This window comes from Macrococcoides bohemicum, assembly GCF_003259675.1.
Classification (GTDB): Bacteria; Bacillota; Bacilli; order Staphylococcales; family Staphylococcaceae; genus Macrococcoides; species Macrococcoides bohemicum.
In genome coordinates this window covers 1-19,449 of the sequence record NZ_PZJG01000012.1, presented here as the reverse complement: position 1 = coordinate 19,449, position 19,449 = coordinate 1, and the positions used below count along the sequence as shown (strand labels likewise).

Here is a 19,449-nt window from a genome sequence, read left to right as displayed (position 1 = left end):
TCTCCATAATAGTTTGTTTGATAATGCTCTTTGATTGCTTATGGCAATCACTCTTGGGAGTGAACTAAGTTCACTCAAATTATTGGAATTAACGTTGACATATTGTCATTCAGTTTTCAATGTTCATTTTAAAAAATTTTATGGAGCGGGTGATCGGAATCGAACCGACAACATCAGCTTGGAAGGCTGAGGTTTTACCACTAAACTACACCCGCATTATTTATTATGTGTTAAAAGTAAAGTGCGACCGAGAGGATTTGAACCTCCACTGGAATACTCCAACTAGGCCCTCAACCTAGCGCGTCTGCCGTTCCGCCACGATCGCGCGTTGGCATGTTCTCACTCGTTATCTCTTTTAACGACAAGATTAAGTATATAACGTTTTGATTAATAAGTCAACAACTTTTTAAAAGTTTTTTTAAGTTCTTAAATCTTTTGTTAAGATTGTTAATTTATTAAAAGTGACCCCTACGGGATTCGAACCCGTGTTACCGCCGTGAAAGGGCGGTGTCTTAACCGCTTGACCAAGGGGCCGTGTTTTCAACAACGAAATTAATCTTATAATGATTCAGAAATAAAGTCAACACTTTTTATAAAAAAACTTCTCGAATTGTAAACTTTCCTAATAATCCTTAAAAAAAGCATTATAAATGACACAAAAATACACAAATGAAAACAGCGCACCTATAGGTACGCTGCTCTTTACCATACTTTTGTTATTGAGATTTCTCCCAAACACTTCGAACATTTATACTTCCTTGTATTCACTTTACGTTTTCTTAAGTATGTTTGCCCGCATTTTTTACATGCATATGTGTATTTATAACCTTTGACAGAAGGAATCATCTCACAAAATCTAGGCGCTCCAACTTTTTCAGATAGATTTTTAAAGTCTCTATCGCGATGTTTATATCCTTTTCCTGCTAGATGTAAGTGATAATGCACGAGCTCATGTTTAATAATATCAACAATCGCACTTTCACCAAAAGTCATATATTGTTTCGGATTGATCTCTATATTATGACTGTTTAGCAAATACCTTCCGCCTGTCGTGCGTAACCGATTGTTAAATGTCGCAAGATGCTCAAAAGGTTTATCAAAATATTCTAATGAAATACGTTCAACTAGCTGCTGTAAATCACTATTTTGCATTTGGGTCTTTCATCGTTAATGCAACTTTCCCTTTATCTTCAAAGATATCTTCAATCCATACATCGACAATATCTCCGACTGACACTACATCTGTAGGATGCTTAACAAATTTATTTGATAATTTTGAAATGTGCACTAAACCATCTTGTTTCACACCGATATCTACAAATGCCCCAAAGTCTACGACGTTACGTACAGTACCTGATAATTTCATACCTTTACGTAAATCTTCTATTGATAGAACGTCCGACTTAAGTAATGGTGTTTCAAAATCTTCACGTGGATCTCTTCCGGGTGCGATAAGTGCTGCAATGATATCTTCTAGTGTTGGGACACCGATAGAAAGTTTATCTGACGTTTGCTCCAGGTTCAGTTGATTCAGTTTTTCTTTTAATGCATCGGTACCTAAATCATCGATTGTCATGCCAATCAATTCGATTAACGCATACGTCGCATTATAACTTTCAGGGTGTATCCCTGTATTATCTAACGGTTCACTACCGTCAGGTATGCGCATAAATCCGATACTTTGTTCAAAAGTTTTTTTACCGAGCCTCGGAATCTTAGCAATTTCTTTATTATGTTTAATAGGTCCATTCTCTTCTCTATGCTTAATGATATTTTCAGCGACAGTAGAAGATAATCCTGAAACATACTGTAATAACGGTGCTGATGCTGTATTTACATTGACTCCAACTTTATTTACTGCAGTTTCTACAACAAATGATAAAGCTTCATTTAATGCTTTTTGGTTAACGTCATGCTGGTATTGACCAACACCGATAGATTTTGGATCAATTTTCACAAGTTCTGATAACGGATCTTGTACACGGCGACCAATCGAAACCGCACTTCTCTCTTCTACCTGAAAATCAGGAAACTCTTTACGTGCTAATTCACTGGCAGAATAAACAGATGCTCCCGCTTCATTCACGATAATATATTTTACATCTAAATCATTTTCTTTAATAAGCGCTGCAACAAATTGTTCTGATTCACGACTTGCTGTACCGTTACCTATCGCGATTAATTCAACATTGTTCTTTGAAATTAACTCAAGCAGCTTCTTCTTCGATTCTGCTACTTTACTTACTGGTGGATGTGGATAGATAACCGCTTTTTCAACAAATGTACCAAATGCATTGATTACTGCTAATTTACATCCTGTTCTGTAAGCCGGATCAAGCCCAAGAATAACCTTACCTTTAAGTGGTGCTTGTAATAATAAATTCTCCAAGTTAACAGAGAAAATATCAATCGCCTGTGTTTCAGCTTTTTCAGTTAATTCATTACGAATTTCACGTTCAATAGATGGTAATATTAAACGCTTTAATGCTTCTTCAATCGCTAAATCAATATATTGATTTGAATCGGCCTCTTTTTTTACCATCTGTTTGCGGATATATGTTTTTATATGTGTATCGTCGACATCTACAACTACTTTTAATACACCTTCTTTTTCACCGCGGTTAATCGCGAGTGTACGATGCGGTACAATCTTATTCACTTTTTCTGAGTAGTCATAATACATTTCAAATATTGCTTTTTCGTCTTCGGCTTTTTTCTTCTTAGTAGTTACAATTAGTCCATTAGTTTCTACAAACTTTAATATGTATTCTCGATACTTCGGTTCATCCGAAATAATTTCAGCAATAATATCAATCGCACCATTGATTGCCGCATCTGCATCTTCAACTTCTTCATTTATAAAGTTTCGAGCTTCACTTGTAATATCTCTTCCTTCAAAAGAAAGAATCATCTGAGCAAGTGGTTCAAGACCTTTTCGTTTCGCTTCTGTAGCGCGTGTTTTCTTCTTTTGTTTAAACGGACGATATAAATCTTCTACACGTTGAAGTTTCACCTGCTCCATGATTTCCTGACGTAATTCATCCGTAAGCAAACCTTGCGCTTCAATTGTTCGGATCACATCGTCTTTTCTTTTCTGCAAAGTTTCCATATAACGATATTCAGTTTCAATATCTTTAATCTCAACTTCATCTAATCCACCTGTTACTTCTTTACGATAACGTGCGATAAATGGCACTGTATTCTTCTCTTCTAACAGATTTAATACAGCTTCAATTTGTTCTTTTTTAAACGGTAATTTTTCAATAATTAAATCAATAATATGTTTTTGCATAGCTGCCTCCTTAAGATACGTATATTTTACCACAACAGAAAAACTGCTGAAAACAATCGCTTGTTATCAGCAGTTTTAATTTAACTTTTTTGGACAGCATCGCGTAACTTTTTAATCGCTGTACGTTGTAACCTTGAAACATGCATTTGACTTAATCCTATTTTCTCGCCTGTTTCTTTTTGACTTAAACCTTCTATAAATGTGCATTGAATGATTTCTTTTTCACGAACAGACAAAATCGGTAAAACTTTTTCTAAGATCATACGCTTTTCAGTTAACTCATAACCTTCTTCAGTTTTACCCATTACATCAAGTAATGTCACAGTTGAACCATCTTTATCAGCTTCAATGGAATGATCGACACTCAGTGCATTATAACTTTGCCCCATCTCCATCGCTTCCAGCACTTCTTCTTCAGATGCTTCAATATAATCAGCAATTTCTTTAATTTTAGGAGAACGACCGAGTTCATTTGTTAATTCATCTGTCGCTCTCTTTATCTTTGGCCCGATTTCTTTAATACGTCTCGGTACGTGGACACTCCAAGTTTTATCTCTTAAATATCGTTTAATTTCTCCAATGACTGTCGGTACTAAAAACGCTTCAAATTTACGATCGAAACTTATATCAAATCGGTTAATGGCACCAAGTAAACCGACCATACCAACCTGAACTAAGTCTTCATGATGACTTTGACCTTTTGAATAGCGATACGCTAATGACTCTACCAACTTCTTATAATGCATAACAAGTTCGTTTTGAGCCATTTCATCTTTAGTATCTTGATAAAGCTTAATCCAAGCATTTATCTCTTCTGGAGTAACATCATTGTAATTAGAACTCGTCATGAAGTTACACCTACTCCCCCGCAATATACTTTGTCATACTAATTGTAACACCGCTATCTTTCTTAACGTTTACTTCATCCATCAATGATTCGATTAAGAATAATCCTAATCCACCTTCACGAATAAAATCGATATTTTCATTTTCCTGATAAGGTCCTAATTCTGATTTAGCACGTTCATAATCAAAACTTGTACCAGAATCAGATACGATTACTTCTACTTTGTCTTCAAAAATTACATATCCAACTAATACATCACCTTTAATATCATCTTTGTAGGCATGTTTCACTGCATTGGTAACTGCTTCACTGACAGCAATCTTAGTGTCTTCAATATCATCGTAAGAAGCACCAGCTCTATTTAAAATACCCGATAATGTTAATCGTACTAAGCCAACGTACTCAGCGGCGGCAGGAAATCTCATTTCGACATAATCATATGTTTTTTCCATATTATTCTCCCTCCACCGGCTGGTTAACATGCATAAGATCTTTTAAACCTGTAATATCAAATAATCGCTCTATACGACTATTAACACCTAATACATATAGATCTTTATTATTTTTATTTAGTTCTTTTAACGTACCGACAAATAATCCTAAGCCAGTACTATCCATATATGTTACTTCATCAATATGTAAATGAATATCATGTGTTCCTGCACTTCTGATAGGGACTAATACTTCTTGTAATTGTGGCACAGTCGCAACATCTAACTCTCCTGCGACTTTAATTTGATAAAAACTTTCTTGTTCAATCGTATCGATAGTTAAGTTCATGAATATTCTCCTTAAAATCATAAAATTTATAAATACTTAAAATATTATAGTATAAATATGAATACCCCCTACATGAGGATATAAACACATTATTTTGTTCTTTTTATAATTAATATTGTTAAGTCGTCTCTTTTTTTAGGATCACCTATTGCAATCAGTTGTTCATATACGACTTGAACGATATCTTGCGGATGTAAATCTTTGTATTGATAAATAAAACTTAAGAGCTCTTTAATTGTGATGAAATCACCATTTAAGTGACGGATTTCAGATACCCCATCGGTGTAGACAATGACCATGTCACCAATTTCAAGTTCTAATTCTTCCTGGTCATATCGTGTAGACGGATGGACACCAAGTACGAGACCGCGTGCATCTAGTTCTTCAAATGAATCACTTTTTTTACGATAGACATAGCCTGGCTCATGACCAGCAGATGCATAATAGAATTTATTATTAATCTCTTCGTATAAACCGTAAAACATTGTAACAAACATATTTTGGTTAACATTCTTTTCTACAACGCGGTTTAATCGTTTTAAACCGTCACTTGGCAATTGACTGTGTCCGTGAGAATCCATACCGAATTTAATCATACTCATCGCAAGTGCGGCAGGGATTCCTTTCCCGATGACATCTGCAACAGCAAAGCTCATCGTTCCATCTTTATGATCAATTAAGTTAAAGTAATCGCCATTAACACGATGGGCCGGCACACTGATTGCCCCAATCTGCACGTTATTAAGATGTGGAATTTGCGTTTTTAACATGGTCGTTTGTAAGCTCGCCGCTACATCCATTTCTTTATCATGCGCTTCCATCACTCTAACGAGCGCTTTATAATCTCGGTATGAAAATCCAAATCCGATAATCATCTCTGTTAAAACGTCCATCGCATAATGTTGTTCAATCGCGTTATAACCAGATTCGATGACGATATCTTTATGAAGTATCACAACCTCTTCAGGCGAGATATCAAGTTCGATCGCTTCAAAACTTAATTTCTGAACATCTTCTAATGCTGTTTCATCTTTATGCTCGATATATTGTTTAAGAATTTGAGTATATCTTTCAACAATCTTGTCAATTTGACGCATCCAACTTCCCTCCCTATAAACCTTAAAAGAGACTTTAAGATAACTTATGTTAGCCTAAAGTCTCCGAGTCATCAATAGATAAATTAAGACTAATTGCTAGTGCTGCATCAACTTCCTCCATCTTCTCTTTTGGCAGGTAAGTCAATTTTTCAATAAGTCGATTTTTATCAATTGTTCTTATTTGTTCTAATAAAATCACAGAATCTTTATCTAGATGATGATTGGTCTTACCAATCTCTACGTGAGTTGGGATTTTTGATTTATTGATTTTAGCAGTGATAGCTGCAACTATAACCGTCGGACTATATTTATTTCCTATGTCATTTTGAATGATTACTACAGGTCGTTTACCGCCTTGCTCTGAACCTTTAACAGGTGACAAATCAGCTAAATAAACATCGCCTCGTTTCATTTATTCACCATCATTTTGTACTGACATATGATCCACATTATCATACACTTCACATTCAAGGAGATAATGTTCTGAAGCAATTAACAGATTAATTTCAGCCATTGATTGATAACCTTCAATCAATTGTTGTTCTAGTAGTTTACTCATCTTTTCTCCTCCAGTTACACGATTAATATAATTTTATCAAAAAATTTGTGACCCTACCATTTTTATTTTAATAATTCATTATATTTTTCAACTGAACCGTCAGTGTTATAAATTTTCGGTAATCGTCTGCTTAAACTCGTCAATACTTCATAGCTAATCGTTCCGAGTTGCTTTGCCACTTGTTCAATAGATTGATTGCTGTCTGTATGATGATCAATAATGATTGCTTGTGTGCCTACAGTTGTTCCTTTAGTTACACGTGCGATAAACTGATCCATACAAATACGGCCAATAATTTCAGCATCAGTTCCTGCAAGGTTAATTTTATAACCCTGCAATTTTCGATTTAATCCATCCGCATAACCTAACGGGAATGTTGCAACAGTTTCTTCATGTTCAGCAACATACGTCGCACCATAGCTTACTGCATCTCCAGGTTGTATACTTTTAACAAAATTCACTGTTGATACAAGCTGCATCGCTGGCTTTAATTTAAGTTTAGAAATGCTCTGAATATACTCAGAAGGATAGTAGCCATATAAACTTATACCTAAGCGTAAAGCTGTACATTCTGAAGCATCAAAACGTAAAGCAGCTGCACTATTTTGACAATGAATATATGATGGCAGTTCGCTTGAATGAACGATATCAATAAATTTACTATATGCTATTGACGCACTGTCATTATCTTCGTCCGCACAACTAAAATGTGTGTACACGCCTTCAAAAATCGTTTTATCGTGCGCTTGAACAAGATCGACAACTTGCTGATATTCCTGCTTTTCACGCATACCAATACGACCCATTCCAGTATCCAGTTTTAAATGTACCCAGATTGGTTTATCGTCTTCGTCCAGAAACTCAAGTGCCTCTTCTAACCAGGATAATCCCGGCACAGTCAAAGCTAATCTATGTTGACTTGCTTTATGTATATCTTTCGGTTCAATAATACCTAATACTAAAATTTTAGCTTTAATACCGTGCATCCTTAATTCGATTGCTTCATCAAGCGTTGCAACCGCAAAAAATTCAGCACCTTGATTATAAAGGTGTGTCGCAATTTGTACTGACCCTAGCCCATACCCATTCGCTTTAACTACTGCGATAACCGTCTTATTAGGATGTAATCTCCCTACAGCTTTATAGTTTTCATTGATTGCATCAAGATCAACATTGACGAAACTCGGTCTATATATCCTGTCACTCATATCTCTCACCCCATCATTTAATACTCAAATTTTATCATACTTTTTAGAATAATCCATTATTCCTCTATCACTACAAAAGCTGTTGCTACAGTTTCCGAATGTGCGATGCTCACATGTGCATCACTACCTTCAATATAAGGCTTTCCACTATCATCATTTAAACAACAGATTTGATTGAATCTAAGTTGACCTATGCCTGTGCCTAACGCTTTACTATATGCTTCCTTAACACAGAACCTACCAGCAAAAAATGCAACCTTTCGTTTTTCACTTTCAAAACTATCATACAGTTCGATTTCTTTTGGATGTAAAATACGGCCAACCATCTTTTTATTTTCAAGCGATTTACGTATGCGCTCTAATTCAATAATATCCGTTCCGATACCTTTAATCATGACTTCTCCTTACGTCGATGTTATTCATTTTTTGATGGATATATGTCTTTAATGTATCTGCTTCATGTTCATGAACATAAGGTATCTCCATATCATTTTCTGCTGTAATAATCTTTAATGACTTAATATTAAAACGCTTCATGATAAGACCTTGTTCCATTTCAACGTTTTGTATTGTTACATAAGGTACAATTAATTTCTCCTTATTCCAGATGCCGTTTAATGTTGTGATTTCTTCTTCTCCTAACTGGAATAATGATGTTTCATAAGTAAGCTTAGGGAATATAAAGAAATCCAGAATAAAAATAATCAATCCAATCACACCGATTCCGATAAATACATATGGATGAACAGGAATAAACCCTTTAAATTTAACAAACCATAAAACTGCTAAGACGATTAAAAAGACACTTGCTGTTAAACATGCACCAATCTTCATTAATTTTAAGCTATCTCTATGCATCTTATTCATATTGACGTCTCTCCTTTAGCAAGAACCAATCATAGATGTTTGCAGCATCAACTTGTTCGATATAATCTAAACTACATTGTATGCTGTTACTTCCTGATGAAATGCCTAAACCGACGCTTCTCAAATCTGCACGATTCATAAATGGTGTAGATGACACATTTATACCGATAATGTTCTCTTCTTTAATAAATGAAGTTTGCATTACAAATGCACCACCATTGCGCACATTAATCTGATCATCTAAAATAATATAGCCTGAATTTTTATATTTGATGATTGCTGTGATAAGGGTTAATACCATCAGCAGAATGACAATCAGCCAAGTATATTCAAACCAGTAATACTGAATGATGCCACCAGCAATTAAAAATATTATCCAGGAAACCTGGAAGTATCTGCGTATACTGCGCCTTGGAATAACTTTGTTTACTTCATCAAATTGATACTTCGGAACAAGTCTTTGAATCAATTGATAAGCCTCATCACGAGAAATAAACGGTAATACTTCTTCATCGCCTAAGATACTGTTTTCTGAACCTTTCATTTCACTCGTTGTAGTAACGACAAATGAGGTTTTATTCAATAACTTTCTCAGATAACTTTGTTTTTCTGTGACTTTCTGAATGTTCTTAACAGCAATATATTTATTTTTTCGTTCGAATAAACCATATTTAATATTGATTAACTCACCGTCAAACTTCACAGTATACTGATAATATTTCAGTGCAGTAATAAATATACCGATAATATAGCTAAATAACAGTGCCATTAGTATGATAATACCTACCATCATATAACTTTCTCCAATGATACCTTCCAATTTATCCAAATATCTATCTAAATTAAATATGTCATTCACTTGAGAATAAATAGCACTCACAACCGCGATGACCGTAAACATCGATGCACTTGTTGAACTCATCATAATAAGATCGGTAAATGATAATTGATAAATTGTTTCATAAGACTTTTCGTCGTATTTAATTACATCCTCTTCTTCATGATCTTCTATAAGAATATCTTGAACCACAGCGCCCTGTTGCAAATGAAATTTTCGCTGATTAATATAATCACTTAAAGCTTTAGCATCATTCTTTCCGATACTATTTAATTCAATCCCATCTCCTGCAGTCTTAATATGCATGATGACACCACCAAGCAATTGATTCGCAATCCCTGCTGAAGTATCCATTGTCTGTATTTTACCGATATATATTTCTTTCACCGTTCGGCTGATTATACCTTTTTGAAGCATTAATTTATCCTCTTCAATCCAGTATTTTGTTATCTTTGCTTCAATCATACTAAATATCGCACTCAGTAAAGTAAATAATAAAATCATAATAGCAAAGCCGTTATCTAGTAGTGCCTCCTTAGAAAAACCATCTTTAATGATTAAGAACAACCCAAAGCCTATCGGAAAGATATTACTTTTTAAAGATTTGAGCAGATTAGATAAATACGTAGAATAATGAAGTGATTTTTTAGTTGAGTCCATAATGAATCTCCTTAATTCTTGCAATAATACGCTCTGCTAACGCTTCAGCTTCCTTTGTCTCCATATAAGGTAGAACAACCATATCTCCACGGGTGTATACTGTAACAACCGCAAGATTAAATTTTTTCATGATAAATCCTTGTTCAATCTTTACTGACTGCATCAAGTCTAGTGGTACAATCTTTCTACTCATAAAGAAAGCACCACTACTCATTTCAAGTGTAGCCTGATTGAGCTGATAACGTGTGTATTTATAACTTAAAAAAATACCAAGTAAAAGAATATAGATGGGTATCAGCATCAATAAGAATATCAAGTATGTATAACGCCATTCGTACAACCAATTGATTCCAAAATATAATCCCGTACAGATTGCTAAAGTGAGTAACGTATAGATGCTCCATTTAATACGTCTGTATTTAGGAGTATTTGCAGGTTGTGCATGTGGTAACGGTTCAAAATACAATTCAATCGCCTCCATTTATGTAAATTATAACAAAGAACATAAGATTTTCATAAGGTGAGCGTAATATGTGAAGTTTGACTCAGTTTTTTTGTGCGGAACTGGCGGGAGATTCGATTTGAAGACACTTACTCACAACCAACAAAAAAACAGAAAAACACCTCAAACTAATCTTCTTGATTAATTTAAGGTGTTTAAAAATAACTATTTATTTTTTATGGTCTGCAAATGTTCTTGCTTTAAAAGGTTTTTTTCCGCCTTTTGAAGCACCTGCTTTACCAGCACGGTCGAACGATTTACGACGGTTATCTTTACCGCCATCTTTAGAACGGCTGCGAGATCCACCTGAACGTCCGCTGTTTCCACCACGGCCACGACCATAAGATTTACCGCTTCCGCCTTTACGGCCAAGTGGTTTTTCAAATGTTAATTGTACATCTACATCGTTATTAGATTTAATTAATTCTTGTAATAATGATGCTACTAATTTCACATCACCATGTTCATTAATTAATTCCTGAGCGATTGACTCGATACGTGCTTCAGTATTTTTTTCAACCCATCCTTTAACTTTCGTCTTAACATCTAATTCACGGGCTTTCATTACTTCTCCTGGTGTTGGTGGTCGTAATGCAGTCATCGTACGATTTTTAGATTTTTCGATTTGACGGATATAATCCATCTCAACCGGGTTAACGAATGAAATTGCCATACCATGTTTACCGGCACGACCAGTACGTCCGATACGGTGTGTATAACTTTCAACATCTTGAGGAATATCAAAGTTATAAACATGTGATACGCCAGAAATATCTAATCCACGTGCAGCAACATCTGTTGCAACAAGGATGTCAATTTGGTCGTTTTTGAATTTCTTAAGAACTTCTAAACGTTTCGCTTGAGTGATGTCACCATGTAAACCTTCTGCACGGTATCCTTTAGAAATTAACGCACTCGTTAATTCATCTACACGACGTTTTGTACGTCCGAATACGATTGCTAGTTCAGGTTGATGAACATCTAAGAAATTAGTGAAAGTATCAAACTTCTCTAATTCTTTAACGATTGTGTAATGCTCGTCGATATCAGGATTTGAATCAACGTTTGTCATCGTCTTAACAATGATAGGATCTTTCATGAACTTTTGAACTAACTCTTGAATGGCTCTCGGCATTGTTGCTGAGAATAACATTGTTTGACGCTGTTCTTTCGGTAATTTATCCATGATAAAACGCATATCATCGATGAATCCCATGTTCATCATTTCATCTGCTTCATCTAAGATTAACGTATTGATGTCTTCAGTTTTTAACGTACGACGGTTTAAATGATCGATTACACGACCAGGTGTCCCAACTACGATTTGGGGTTTCTTTTTTAATTCTCTGATTTGACGGTCAATCGGCATTCCACCGAAAACTGTCGCTACTTGAATCCCTTGTCCACGACTAAATGCTTTTAATTGTTCAGCAACCTGGACTGCTAATTCACGGGTAGGAGCAAGAATTAAACTTTTGATCCCCTCTTGACCTCTAACTTTTTCAATTAAAGGAATTCCAAAAGCACCAGTTTTACCGGTACCAGTTTGCGCTTGGCCTAATACGTCACGGCCTGCCATCGTATGAGGGATACTATCCGTTTGAATCGGTGTAGGTTCTGTAAATCCCAATTTCTCCAGCGCATTTATGGTAGGTTCGCTGATACCTAGGTCTCTAAATTTTTGCAATATTATTTCTCCTTTTATCTTTCATAAATTACGCCTCTATAGTGTGCGCATTCGACTTGTCCTCATGGCATAGAGTAATTTTTCACCCTCTTGCCTATTCAACTTCTCTATCTTAGCACCTATCGTATATTTTTACAATCAATACAATTGTAAATACAAGTTTCAATACATCAAAAAAATGACTGTAAGCTATACAGTCATTCAATTTATGTGTGCTGGAAATATTTTTTATTTATTTTATTACTTACAGTATTTATCAAATAATTTATATCAAATGATTAATAATCGTTTCAAGCGCCATGCCGCGGCTTGCTTTAAATAGTATAACCGTCTCTGGATTTAAATGTGGTATTAGTGCTTCTTCAAGCGCTTCTTTCGTTTCAAAATGCATAGCATTCGTGAAACCTTGTGCTTTATCATGAATGTATTTTGCTTCAGTACCGACTGTAAATAAATGATCAATCGATTTATTTTCGAAATAAGCACCTACTGCTTCATGATACATCTTTGAATCAGGACCGAGTTCTAACACATCGCTAAATACGATAATCTTCGTCGGTACATCCATAATTGATAACGTATCAATAGAAGCACGCATGCTCGTCGGACTTGCATTATACGCGTCATTGATTAAACGGGTCTTATTCTGCCCAATAATTTGTTCCATGCGCATATTTGTTAAATGCAGATGTCCTAAATTATCATTGATTACTGCGTCACTTAATCCAAGTAAACGACCAATCGCAATCGCGATCGTTGCATTTCGGGCATTATGTGCACCAAGCGTCGGAATGCTAAATTGCGCTTCCCCCACTTTAAAAGCAATACTTCTTTCAGATGCTTGTAAGTCATGAATGTAAAAATCGTTATCCTGATTAAAGCCGATACTTTTATAGTCACCATCAGTATTATCTACTAATTTATTTAATAATGGTTCATCGCCATCATAAAATAATGGCCCCTTTAATCCCTCAGTAATTTCAAACTTGGCTTGTGCGATACCAGCTCTTGAGCCTAAGTCACGCATATGACTTTCGCCAATATTAGTAATCGCAGCAATATCAGGTTGTACGAGATTTGATAAAAATGCAATCTCACCAAACCTCGACATACCCATCTCTAATATAGATATTTCAGTATCTTCATTTAATTGACACAGTGTAATCGGCAGTCCAATTTCATTATTGTAGTTGCCTTGCGTCTTCTTAACTTTAAAATTCGTTGCCAGAACAACTTCCACCATATCTTTTGTAGAAGTTTTACCGTTACTTCCTGTAATCGCAATAACTTTCGGGTTTACTTCTTCTAAATAAGCTTTACCGATTGCCTGTAATGCACTTAAAGTATCATCGACTACAACTAGCGGTAACCCTACAGGCATGTTTGGTGCATCGCTTTGCCATAAAGCAGCTGCAGCACCGCTTTCTATTGCTTGCGCTACATATTGATGTCCATCAACATGCTCACCTTTAAAAGGAATAAACAATACATCCTCATTAATATGTCTTGAATCAATCGATACGCCATCGATCATCACATCATGATTCCCTTTTACCGTGCCATTCGTTTGTTCTGCAATCCATTTTAAATTTCTTTTTATCATCGTTATCAGTCCATTTTGTATTTAATTTTTTTCTTGTCCGCATGACGTTCTTTTGCTAAATTAATTAATTCCGTTATAAGTTCACTGTAGCTCATATCCATATTCTGCCAAAGTAATGGGTACATACTAAACTGCGTGAAACCAGGCATCGCATTTGTTTCATTGATGTAGATCGTGTTGTCTTCAGTTAAGAAAAAGTCTGCACGAACTAAACCTGAACAATCTGTAGCTTTAAATGCTTCTACAGCCATATTACGCATTGTTTCCTGAATTTCTGAAGGAATATCAGCAGGAATTTCTAACTGCACTTTGCCGTCTTTATACTTCGATTTATAATCATAAAAATCTACATCTTTTACAACTTCTCCAGGTAATGTCGTTTTAGGATTATCATTTCCTAATACCGCAACTTCTATTTCGCGCGCAACGACACCTTGTTCTACAACAAGTTTACGGTCAAACTGCAGCGCTTCTTCAATGCCTTGAATTAACTCTTCACGGTTCGTACATTTTGAAATGCCAACAGATGATCCTAAGTTAGCTGGTTTAACAAAGACCGGATACTCTAATTTATTGTTAACAAGCTCTAAAATATTATGCTTATAAGTCTCATATTCACTACGTAAAAAACTTACATAAGGTAATTGTGGTAAGCCGCGATTTGCAAATAATTGTTTCATCACTAATTTATCCATAGAACTTGCGGCAGCTAATACACCATTACCAACATACGGTAAATCTAATACTTCAAATAATCCTTGTATTGTGCCGTCTTCACCATTCGGTCCGTGGAGTAAAGGGAAAATCGCATCATAAGATTTTCCTTCAGTAGATGCTGTTAATAAATGCATAATAGAGTCTTCATTTGCTGATGACAATCTTAAAGTTTCGCTATCTTCAATACGTCCAGTGATTTGTGGACCTTTTATCCACTCACCTTCGTTTGTTATATAAATTGTATCTACCGCATATGTTGCTTTGTCCATAGCGTTGATTACTGATTGTGCCGTTAAGATAGAAACCTCATGCTCAGCACTTTTACCGCCATAGACGATACATATATTTTGTTTAGACATGTTAATTCCTCCAGAATATTAATATAATAATACTATCACGATATATGATGATATGCATGTTTTTTATCGAAAGACGTAAATCATTCACAAAAGAAACATTTATTCCTATAATGTTTCAGATAAGTTATGTATAATAATGACTATAATTTATTTAGAGTAGGAGTTTGACCATGGCTCAATCAAGTAATACTTCACGCATCAAAATTAAGCGCCCATGGATTGAAAAAATCGATTGGTGGCTCATTATTCTTATATTATGTTTTTTCACTGTTAGTTTAACTGTGATCACATCAGCAATGGATGGTCAGCAATATGGGACGAACTTTGCTGAACGACAAGTATTCTATTATATTCTCGGATTTATTCTGGCATTCAGTATTATGCTTATTAAACCGAAATTGATCAATAAATGGGTCTTCGTACTTTATTTTTTAGGTAATTTAGCCCTGCTCGGTCTATTGATACTACCTGAATCTTCTTTAACACCAACGATTAACGGTGCAAAAAGCTGGTATGTATTCTTTGGGCGTCTAAGTTTACAACCTTCTGAATTTATGAAGATTATTTTAATTCTGACATTAAGTAAGGTTGTATACGATCACAATCGTTTCACATATTACAAATCTTTTCAGACAGATATCATTTTACTGATGAAGATTGGTATAACTGCGATTATTCCTATGATATTAATCTTGTTACAAAATGATTTAGGTACGACACTCGTATTATTAGCGATTATTTTAGGGATAACAGTGGTATCAGGAGTAACCTGGCGTATACTTGCACCATTTTTAATTGGTCTTACAACAATTGGTGCCACGCTTATACTTGCAATTATCTATAAACCTGAACTTATCGATAAAGTACTCGGTATTAAGACATATCAGCTTGGCCGAATCAACTCTTGGTTAAATCCCGCACAATATAGTGATGGTGAAGGTTTCCACTTGATGGAATCATTAAAAGCTATTGGTTCTGGGGGATTATTCGGCAAAGGATTTAAAGGAGGAGAAGTGTACATTCCTGAGAATCATACCGACTTTGTCTTTTCAGTAATCGGTGAAGAATTTGGATTTATCGGTACTGTTGTAGTACTCGTACTATTTCTGGCATTATTTACTCATTTAATTCGTATGGCACAAGTATCAACAAATCAATTCGCTTCTATATTTTTAGTAGGATTGATCAGCATGATTATCTTCCATGTATTCCAAAATATCGGCATGACGATTCAAGTTGTGCCAATTACAGGTATCCCATTACCATTCATTAGCTATGGTGGTAGTGCACTTTGGGCATTAATGTGTGGGATAGGTGTTGCATTATCTATTTTTTATCACTCTGATGCCGAACAAATTAAAAAATATAAACAAGTGAGATAATAAATAGTCACATAAAAAACTCTTTATCAACCCATATTGGATTGATAAAGAGTTTTTAATTTAAATAACAAAAAAGACACTCTAAATTCGAATGTCATCTCTTATGTATATTATTTTAATTTTGCGGGTGCTACATGTGGTAACGTACGCATAACTTCAAGTCGTGATTTTGTTTTTGAGATATTAACACCAAGTGAAGAAAGCAGAGTGACAACATTTTTCATTTTTTCTTGAGATTGTTTCATTTCGATCACTCCTAATCAATTTGTTAATATTAGTGTACCCGAAAATAGCCAATATAGCTATAGGTCCATAGCCTTATTTATGTAAAGATTTTGTGAACATTGATAGCAATTTGTAAAATCAAATATCAGTATGAAAATTGTATAACCACAAAAGTATTTAATTGTTTTTTCATGTATAATAGAGCTAATTCTAAAGGAGGCATGCTTTTTGTCAGTATTCTCAAATATCGATTACTCTCAAGTTTTTTCAATACTTTTCTTTGTTGCATTTGTCTTTAACATATTTTTAGCTTTCGTAATTATCTTTCTAGAACGTAGACAAGCAGGTTCAACTTGGGCATGGCTACTAGTATTATTCTTTCTACCAATTATCGGTTTCATATTATATTTATTGTTCGGCAGACAGATTAAGCAATCCAGTATCTTTAAGCTTGACGAAGAAGACAAGCTCGGTCTTCAGCAAATTGTTCATGAACAGAGGCATGCAATTGATAAAGATGATCTAATGGTGCGCTCTAAAGAAATTATGAAGCATAAAGATATTATCCGCATGAACTTAAATAATTATTCATCATTCCTGACGACAGATAATGCAGTTGAAATTCTTACAGATGGCCGTAAAAAATTTGACGCGCTAATTCAGGATATCCTGAATGCTAAAGACCATATACATATTCAATATTATATTTTCAAAAAAGATGGTATCGGTAAAGAAATATTAGATGCCTTGATGCAAAAGCTTGAAGAAGGCATCGAAGTAAAAATGCTATACGACGACATCGGTTCACGTACATTAACTTTATCACGATTTAAAAACTTTAAGAAACTTGGTGGTCAAGTTGAAGCATTCTTTCCTTCACACTTCCCACTCATTAATTTCAGGATGAATAATCGAAACCACCGTAAAATCGTTGTAATAGATGGAAAAATAGGATATGTTGGTGGCTTTAACGTCGGTGATGAATATTTAGGACTGGATAAACGATTTGGTTACTGGCGCGATACACATTTACGTGTCGAAGGTGACTCAGTCAATGCATTACAACTGCGTTTTATGATGGACTGGAACTCCCAGTCAACGCGTAACTTTATGCATTATGACAAAAAGTATTTTCCGGATGTTAATAGTAAGGGCGAAATCGGAATTCAGATTGCATCGAGCGGTCCGGATTCGAGTGAACAACATATTAAATTCGGTTATTTGAAGATGATTACCTCCGCGAAAGAATCGATATTTATTCAGTCACCATATTTTATACCGGATACTTCTTTACTTGATGCATTAAAAATCGCTGCGCTGACTGGTGTTGAAGTCAATATCATGATTCCAAACAAACCCGATCACCCTTTTGTTTACTGGGCCACCTATTCAAACGTCGGTGAATTGATTCATGCGGGCTGTAATATATTTATCTATGAGAATGGATTTATCCATACAAAGATGATGGTCATAGACGATGAAGTCGCAAGTGTCGGTACGGCAAATATGGACTTTAGAAGTTTTGAGTTAAACTTTGAAGTTAACGCATTTATATACGATCATGATATTGCCTATAAATTACGCAAGACGTTCGAAGATGACGTTAAAGTTTCCAGTCAGCTAACGAAGGAAATTTATGATCAACGCGTATTACTCATCAGAGTAAAGGAAGCCATTGCAAGATTAATATCACCGATATTATAAAAGAGTGTGAGGAATCAATTCTCACGCCCTTTTTATTTAATGTATCAATAAGAAATCAGCTGCTAAATTTAAGAAAAATACACTACGAATAATCAAATATGTAAATCCGAGTTTCTTTTGTTGGTTAGTTAATTCGAAATGATATGTATTGTTCATGATTTACATCCCCTTTGATATAAAAGTATGTTTTGAATTTTCTGATAATTTGTAATCTTATTATACCAACTTTTTATAAAAAGTAAACATTTAGAAGGAGTTTTTTCACATGAATAACAAAGAAGTGCTACACATCACCGAATCGTTTGTGAAAAACATACATCAAGGTGAATCAAGCGGTCATGACTTTGCGCATATCGAACGTGTGCGTAAAATGGCTATTATAATTGCTGAAAAAGAAGGCGCAGATCTTTTTATCGTTGAAATGGCAGCGTTATTACATGACACAGTTGACGAAAAGTTATTTGATACTAAAGCAGCATGGGAACAATTAAATAAATTTTACGAGGAAATCCATCTTTCTATAGAAGAGCAACAAGCTATTGATCATATCCTTAAATATATGAGCTTTAATGGTGGAAAGAACGAAGGTAAATTAAAATCACTTGAAGGCAAAGTTGTTCAGGATGCTGACCGACTTGACGCGTTAGGTGCGATTGGAATTGCCAGAACATTTATGTTTGCCGGAAAGTTCGGTGAAGCAATGTATGATCCAAATATACCTGTACGCGATGATTTAAGTGACTATCGAACACCGAGTACTGCTATCAATCATTTTTACGAAAAATTATTTAAGCTCATAGACTTAATGAATACTGAAACAGCAAGAGCAATGGCAGAAGAACGTAATGAATACATGAAAGCATTTATTGAACAATTTAAAAAAGAGTGGTGATAGTTGGGACGGAAGTGATTTTAGATTAATTTTGACGACATTTCCGAACTACTCTATTCTCTCCAAACAAAAAAGTGACCTCAAATCAATTTTGAGGTCACTTCAGACTGTAGACAAAGTCTCCTTCGGAGATGAAGTTTACAGTCTTTTTTTGATAAAATATAGATATATCATTGAACGGTGGTGTTTTACTTGATTAAGAGAAGTAAGTCTGAAGATATTAATATCAT

20 protein-coding genes and 3 tRNA genes are annotated in these 19,449 nt (G+C 34.9%); 3 read left to right on the top strand and 20 right to left on the bottom strand.

All coding sequences use genetic code 11. The features are described from left to right. Positions 1–141: 141 nt before the first annotated feature. The 19 genes from BHX94_RS12320 to BHX94_RS12235 form a co-directional block, all read right to left on the bottom strand. Positions 142–215 (bottom strand) — tRNA-Gly (locus BHX94_RS12320). 27 nt (positions 216–242) lie between these two features. Beyond that, positions 243–325, bottom strand: a tRNA-Leu gene (locus BHX94_RS12315). A 137-nt stretch (positions 326–462) separates the two neighbouring features. Next, positions 463–534, bottom strand: a tRNA-Glu gene (locus BHX94_RS12310). A gap of 168 nt (positions 535–702) precedes the next feature. Continuing rightward, positions 703–1,152, bottom strand: coding sequence for a SprT family protein (locus tag BHX94_RS12305; RefSeq protein ID WP_111747068.1), 450 nt, complete (start codon positions 1,150–1,152; stop codon positions 703–705). Next, the gene (locus BHX94_RS12300; RefSeq protein WP_111747066.1) at positions 1,142–3,292 is read right to left on the bottom strand and encodes a Tex family protein; all 2,151 of its coding nucleotides are present in this window, start codon (positions 3,290–3,292) and stop codon (positions 1,142–1,144) included. Before BHX94_RS12300 ends, BHX94_RS12305 begins: the two co-directional genes overlap by 11 nt. Before the next feature lie 80 nt (positions 3,293–3,372). Further along, positions 3,373–4,140: an RNA polymerase sigma factor SigB gene (sigB, locus tag BHX94_RS12295; RefSeq protein ID WP_111747064.1), complete on the bottom strand. Its 768-nt coding sequence runs from the start codon at positions 4,138–4,140 to the stop codon at positions 3,373–3,375. 10 nt (positions 4,141–4,150) lie between these two features. Continuing rightward, positions 4,151–4,591 (bottom strand): anti-sigma B factor RsbW, encoded by a 441-nt coding sequence (gene rsbW, locus BHX94_RS12290; RefSeq protein ID WP_111747062.1) that lies wholly within the window; start codon positions 4,589–4,591, stop codon positions 4,151–4,153. Between the two features lies 1 nt (position 4,592). After that, positions 4,593–4,919 carry an anti-sigma factor antagonist gene (locus BHX94_RS12285; RefSeq protein ID WP_096078045.1) on the bottom strand — a complete coding sequence of 109 codons (327 nt, stop codon included), beginning with the start codon at positions 4,917–4,919 and terminating at the stop codon, positions 4,593–4,595. Between the two features lie 89 nt (positions 4,920–5,008). Continuing rightward, on the bottom strand, positions 5,009–6,016 hold the full coding sequence (locus BHX94_RS12280) for a SpoIIE family protein phosphatase (protein WP_111747060.1): 1,008 nt from the start codon (positions 6,014–6,016) through the stop codon (positions 5,009–5,011). 49 nt (positions 6,017–6,065) lie between these two features. Then, entirely contained in the window at positions 6,066–6,428 is a 363-nt protein-coding gene (locus BHX94_RS12275; RefSeq protein WP_096078043.1) for a type II toxin-antitoxin system PemK/MazF family toxin, read from the bottom strand. Then, the gene (locus tag BHX94_RS12925) at positions 6,429–6,575 is read right to left on the bottom strand and encodes a hypothetical protein (RefSeq protein WP_165958642.1); all 147 of its coding nucleotides are present in this window, start codon (positions 6,573–6,575) and stop codon (positions 6,429–6,431) included. It lies immediately after the preceding gene. Positions 6,576–6,637: 62 nt separating this feature from the next. Then, complete coding sequence (gene alr / locus BHX94_RS12270; RefSeq protein ID WP_111747058.1) at positions 6,638–7,783, bottom strand: alanine racemase; 1,146 nt, start codon at positions 7,781–7,783, stop codon at positions 6,638–6,640. A 56-nt stretch (positions 7,784–7,839) separates the two neighbouring features. Further along, positions 7,840–8,178, bottom strand: coding sequence for a holo-ACP synthase (gene acpS, locus BHX94_RS12265; protein WP_111747057.1), 339 nt, complete (start codon positions 8,176–8,178; stop codon positions 7,840–7,842). Continuing rightward, positions 8,171–8,650, bottom strand: coding sequence for a PH domain-containing protein (locus BHX94_RS12260; RefSeq protein ID WP_111747055.1), 480 nt, complete (start codon positions 8,648–8,650; stop codon positions 8,171–8,173). The genes acpS and BHX94_RS12260 overlap by 8 nt, the downstream gene beginning before the upstream one ends. Then, positions 8,643–10,148 carry a PH domain-containing protein gene (locus BHX94_RS12255; RefSeq protein WP_111747053.1) on the bottom strand — a complete coding sequence of 502 codons (1,506 nt, stop codon included), beginning with the start codon at positions 10,146–10,148 and terminating at the stop codon, positions 8,643–8,645. The genes BHX94_RS12260 and BHX94_RS12255 overlap by 8 nt, the downstream gene beginning before the upstream one ends. Beyond that, complete coding sequence (locus BHX94_RS12250; RefSeq protein WP_170120846.1) at positions 10,135–10,614, bottom strand: PH domain-containing protein; 480 nt, start codon at positions 10,612–10,614, stop codon at positions 10,135–10,137. Before BHX94_RS12250 ends, BHX94_RS12255 begins: the two co-directional genes overlap by 14 nt. A 205-nt stretch (positions 10,615–10,819) precedes the next feature. Further along, on the bottom strand, positions 10,820–12,337 hold the full coding sequence (locus tag BHX94_RS12245; RefSeq protein WP_096078037.1) for a degradosome RNA helicase CshA: 1,518 nt from the start codon (positions 12,335–12,337) through the stop codon (positions 10,820–10,822). 265 nt (positions 12,338–12,602) lie between these two features. Beyond that, positions 12,603–13,940: a UDP-N-acetylmuramoyl-tripeptide--D-alanyl-D-alanine ligase gene (locus tag BHX94_RS12240; protein ID WP_111747049.1), complete on the bottom strand. Its 1,338-nt coding sequence runs from the start codon at positions 13,938–13,940 to the stop codon at positions 12,603–12,605. A 5-nt stretch (positions 13,941–13,945) separates the two neighbouring features. Continuing rightward, positions 13,946–15,016, bottom strand: a complete 1,071-nt coding sequence (locus tag BHX94_RS12235; protein WP_111747047.1) for a D-alanine--D-alanine ligase — start codon at positions 15,014–15,016, stop codon at positions 13,946–13,948. A 170-nt stretch (positions 15,017–15,186) separates the two neighbouring features. On the opposite strand from BHX94_RS12235, the gene BHX94_RS12230 reads away from it, so the two are divergent. Continuing rightward, entirely contained in the window at positions 15,187–16,398 is a 1,212-nt protein-coding gene (locus BHX94_RS12230; protein ID WP_111747045.1) for an FtsW/RodA/SpoVE family cell cycle protein, read from the top strand. Between the two features lie 110 nt (positions 16,399–16,508). On the opposite strand, the gene BHX94_RS13065 is transcribed toward BHX94_RS12230, so the two are convergent. Then, positions 16,509–16,643: an Lmo0850 family protein gene (locus BHX94_RS13065; protein WP_165958643.1), complete on the bottom strand. Its 135-nt coding sequence runs from the start codon at positions 16,641–16,643 to the stop codon at positions 16,509–16,511. A 208-nt stretch (positions 16,644–16,851) separates the two neighbouring features. On the opposite strand from BHX94_RS13065, the gene cls reads away from it, so the two are divergent. Together cls and BHX94_RS12220 are read left to right on the top strand one after the other, a co-directional pair. After that, positions 16,852–18,327, top strand: a complete 1,476-nt coding sequence (cls, locus tag BHX94_RS12225; RefSeq protein WP_111747043.1) for a cardiolipin synthase — start codon at positions 16,852–16,854, stop codon at positions 18,325–18,327. 265 nt (positions 18,328–18,592) lie between these two features. Then, positions 18,593–19,219 (top strand): HD domain-containing protein, encoded by a 627-nt coding sequence (locus BHX94_RS12220; protein WP_111747041.1) that lies wholly within the window; start codon positions 18,593–18,595, stop codon positions 19,217–19,219. The last annotated feature ends 230 nt before the right edge of the window (positions 19,220–19,449 follow it).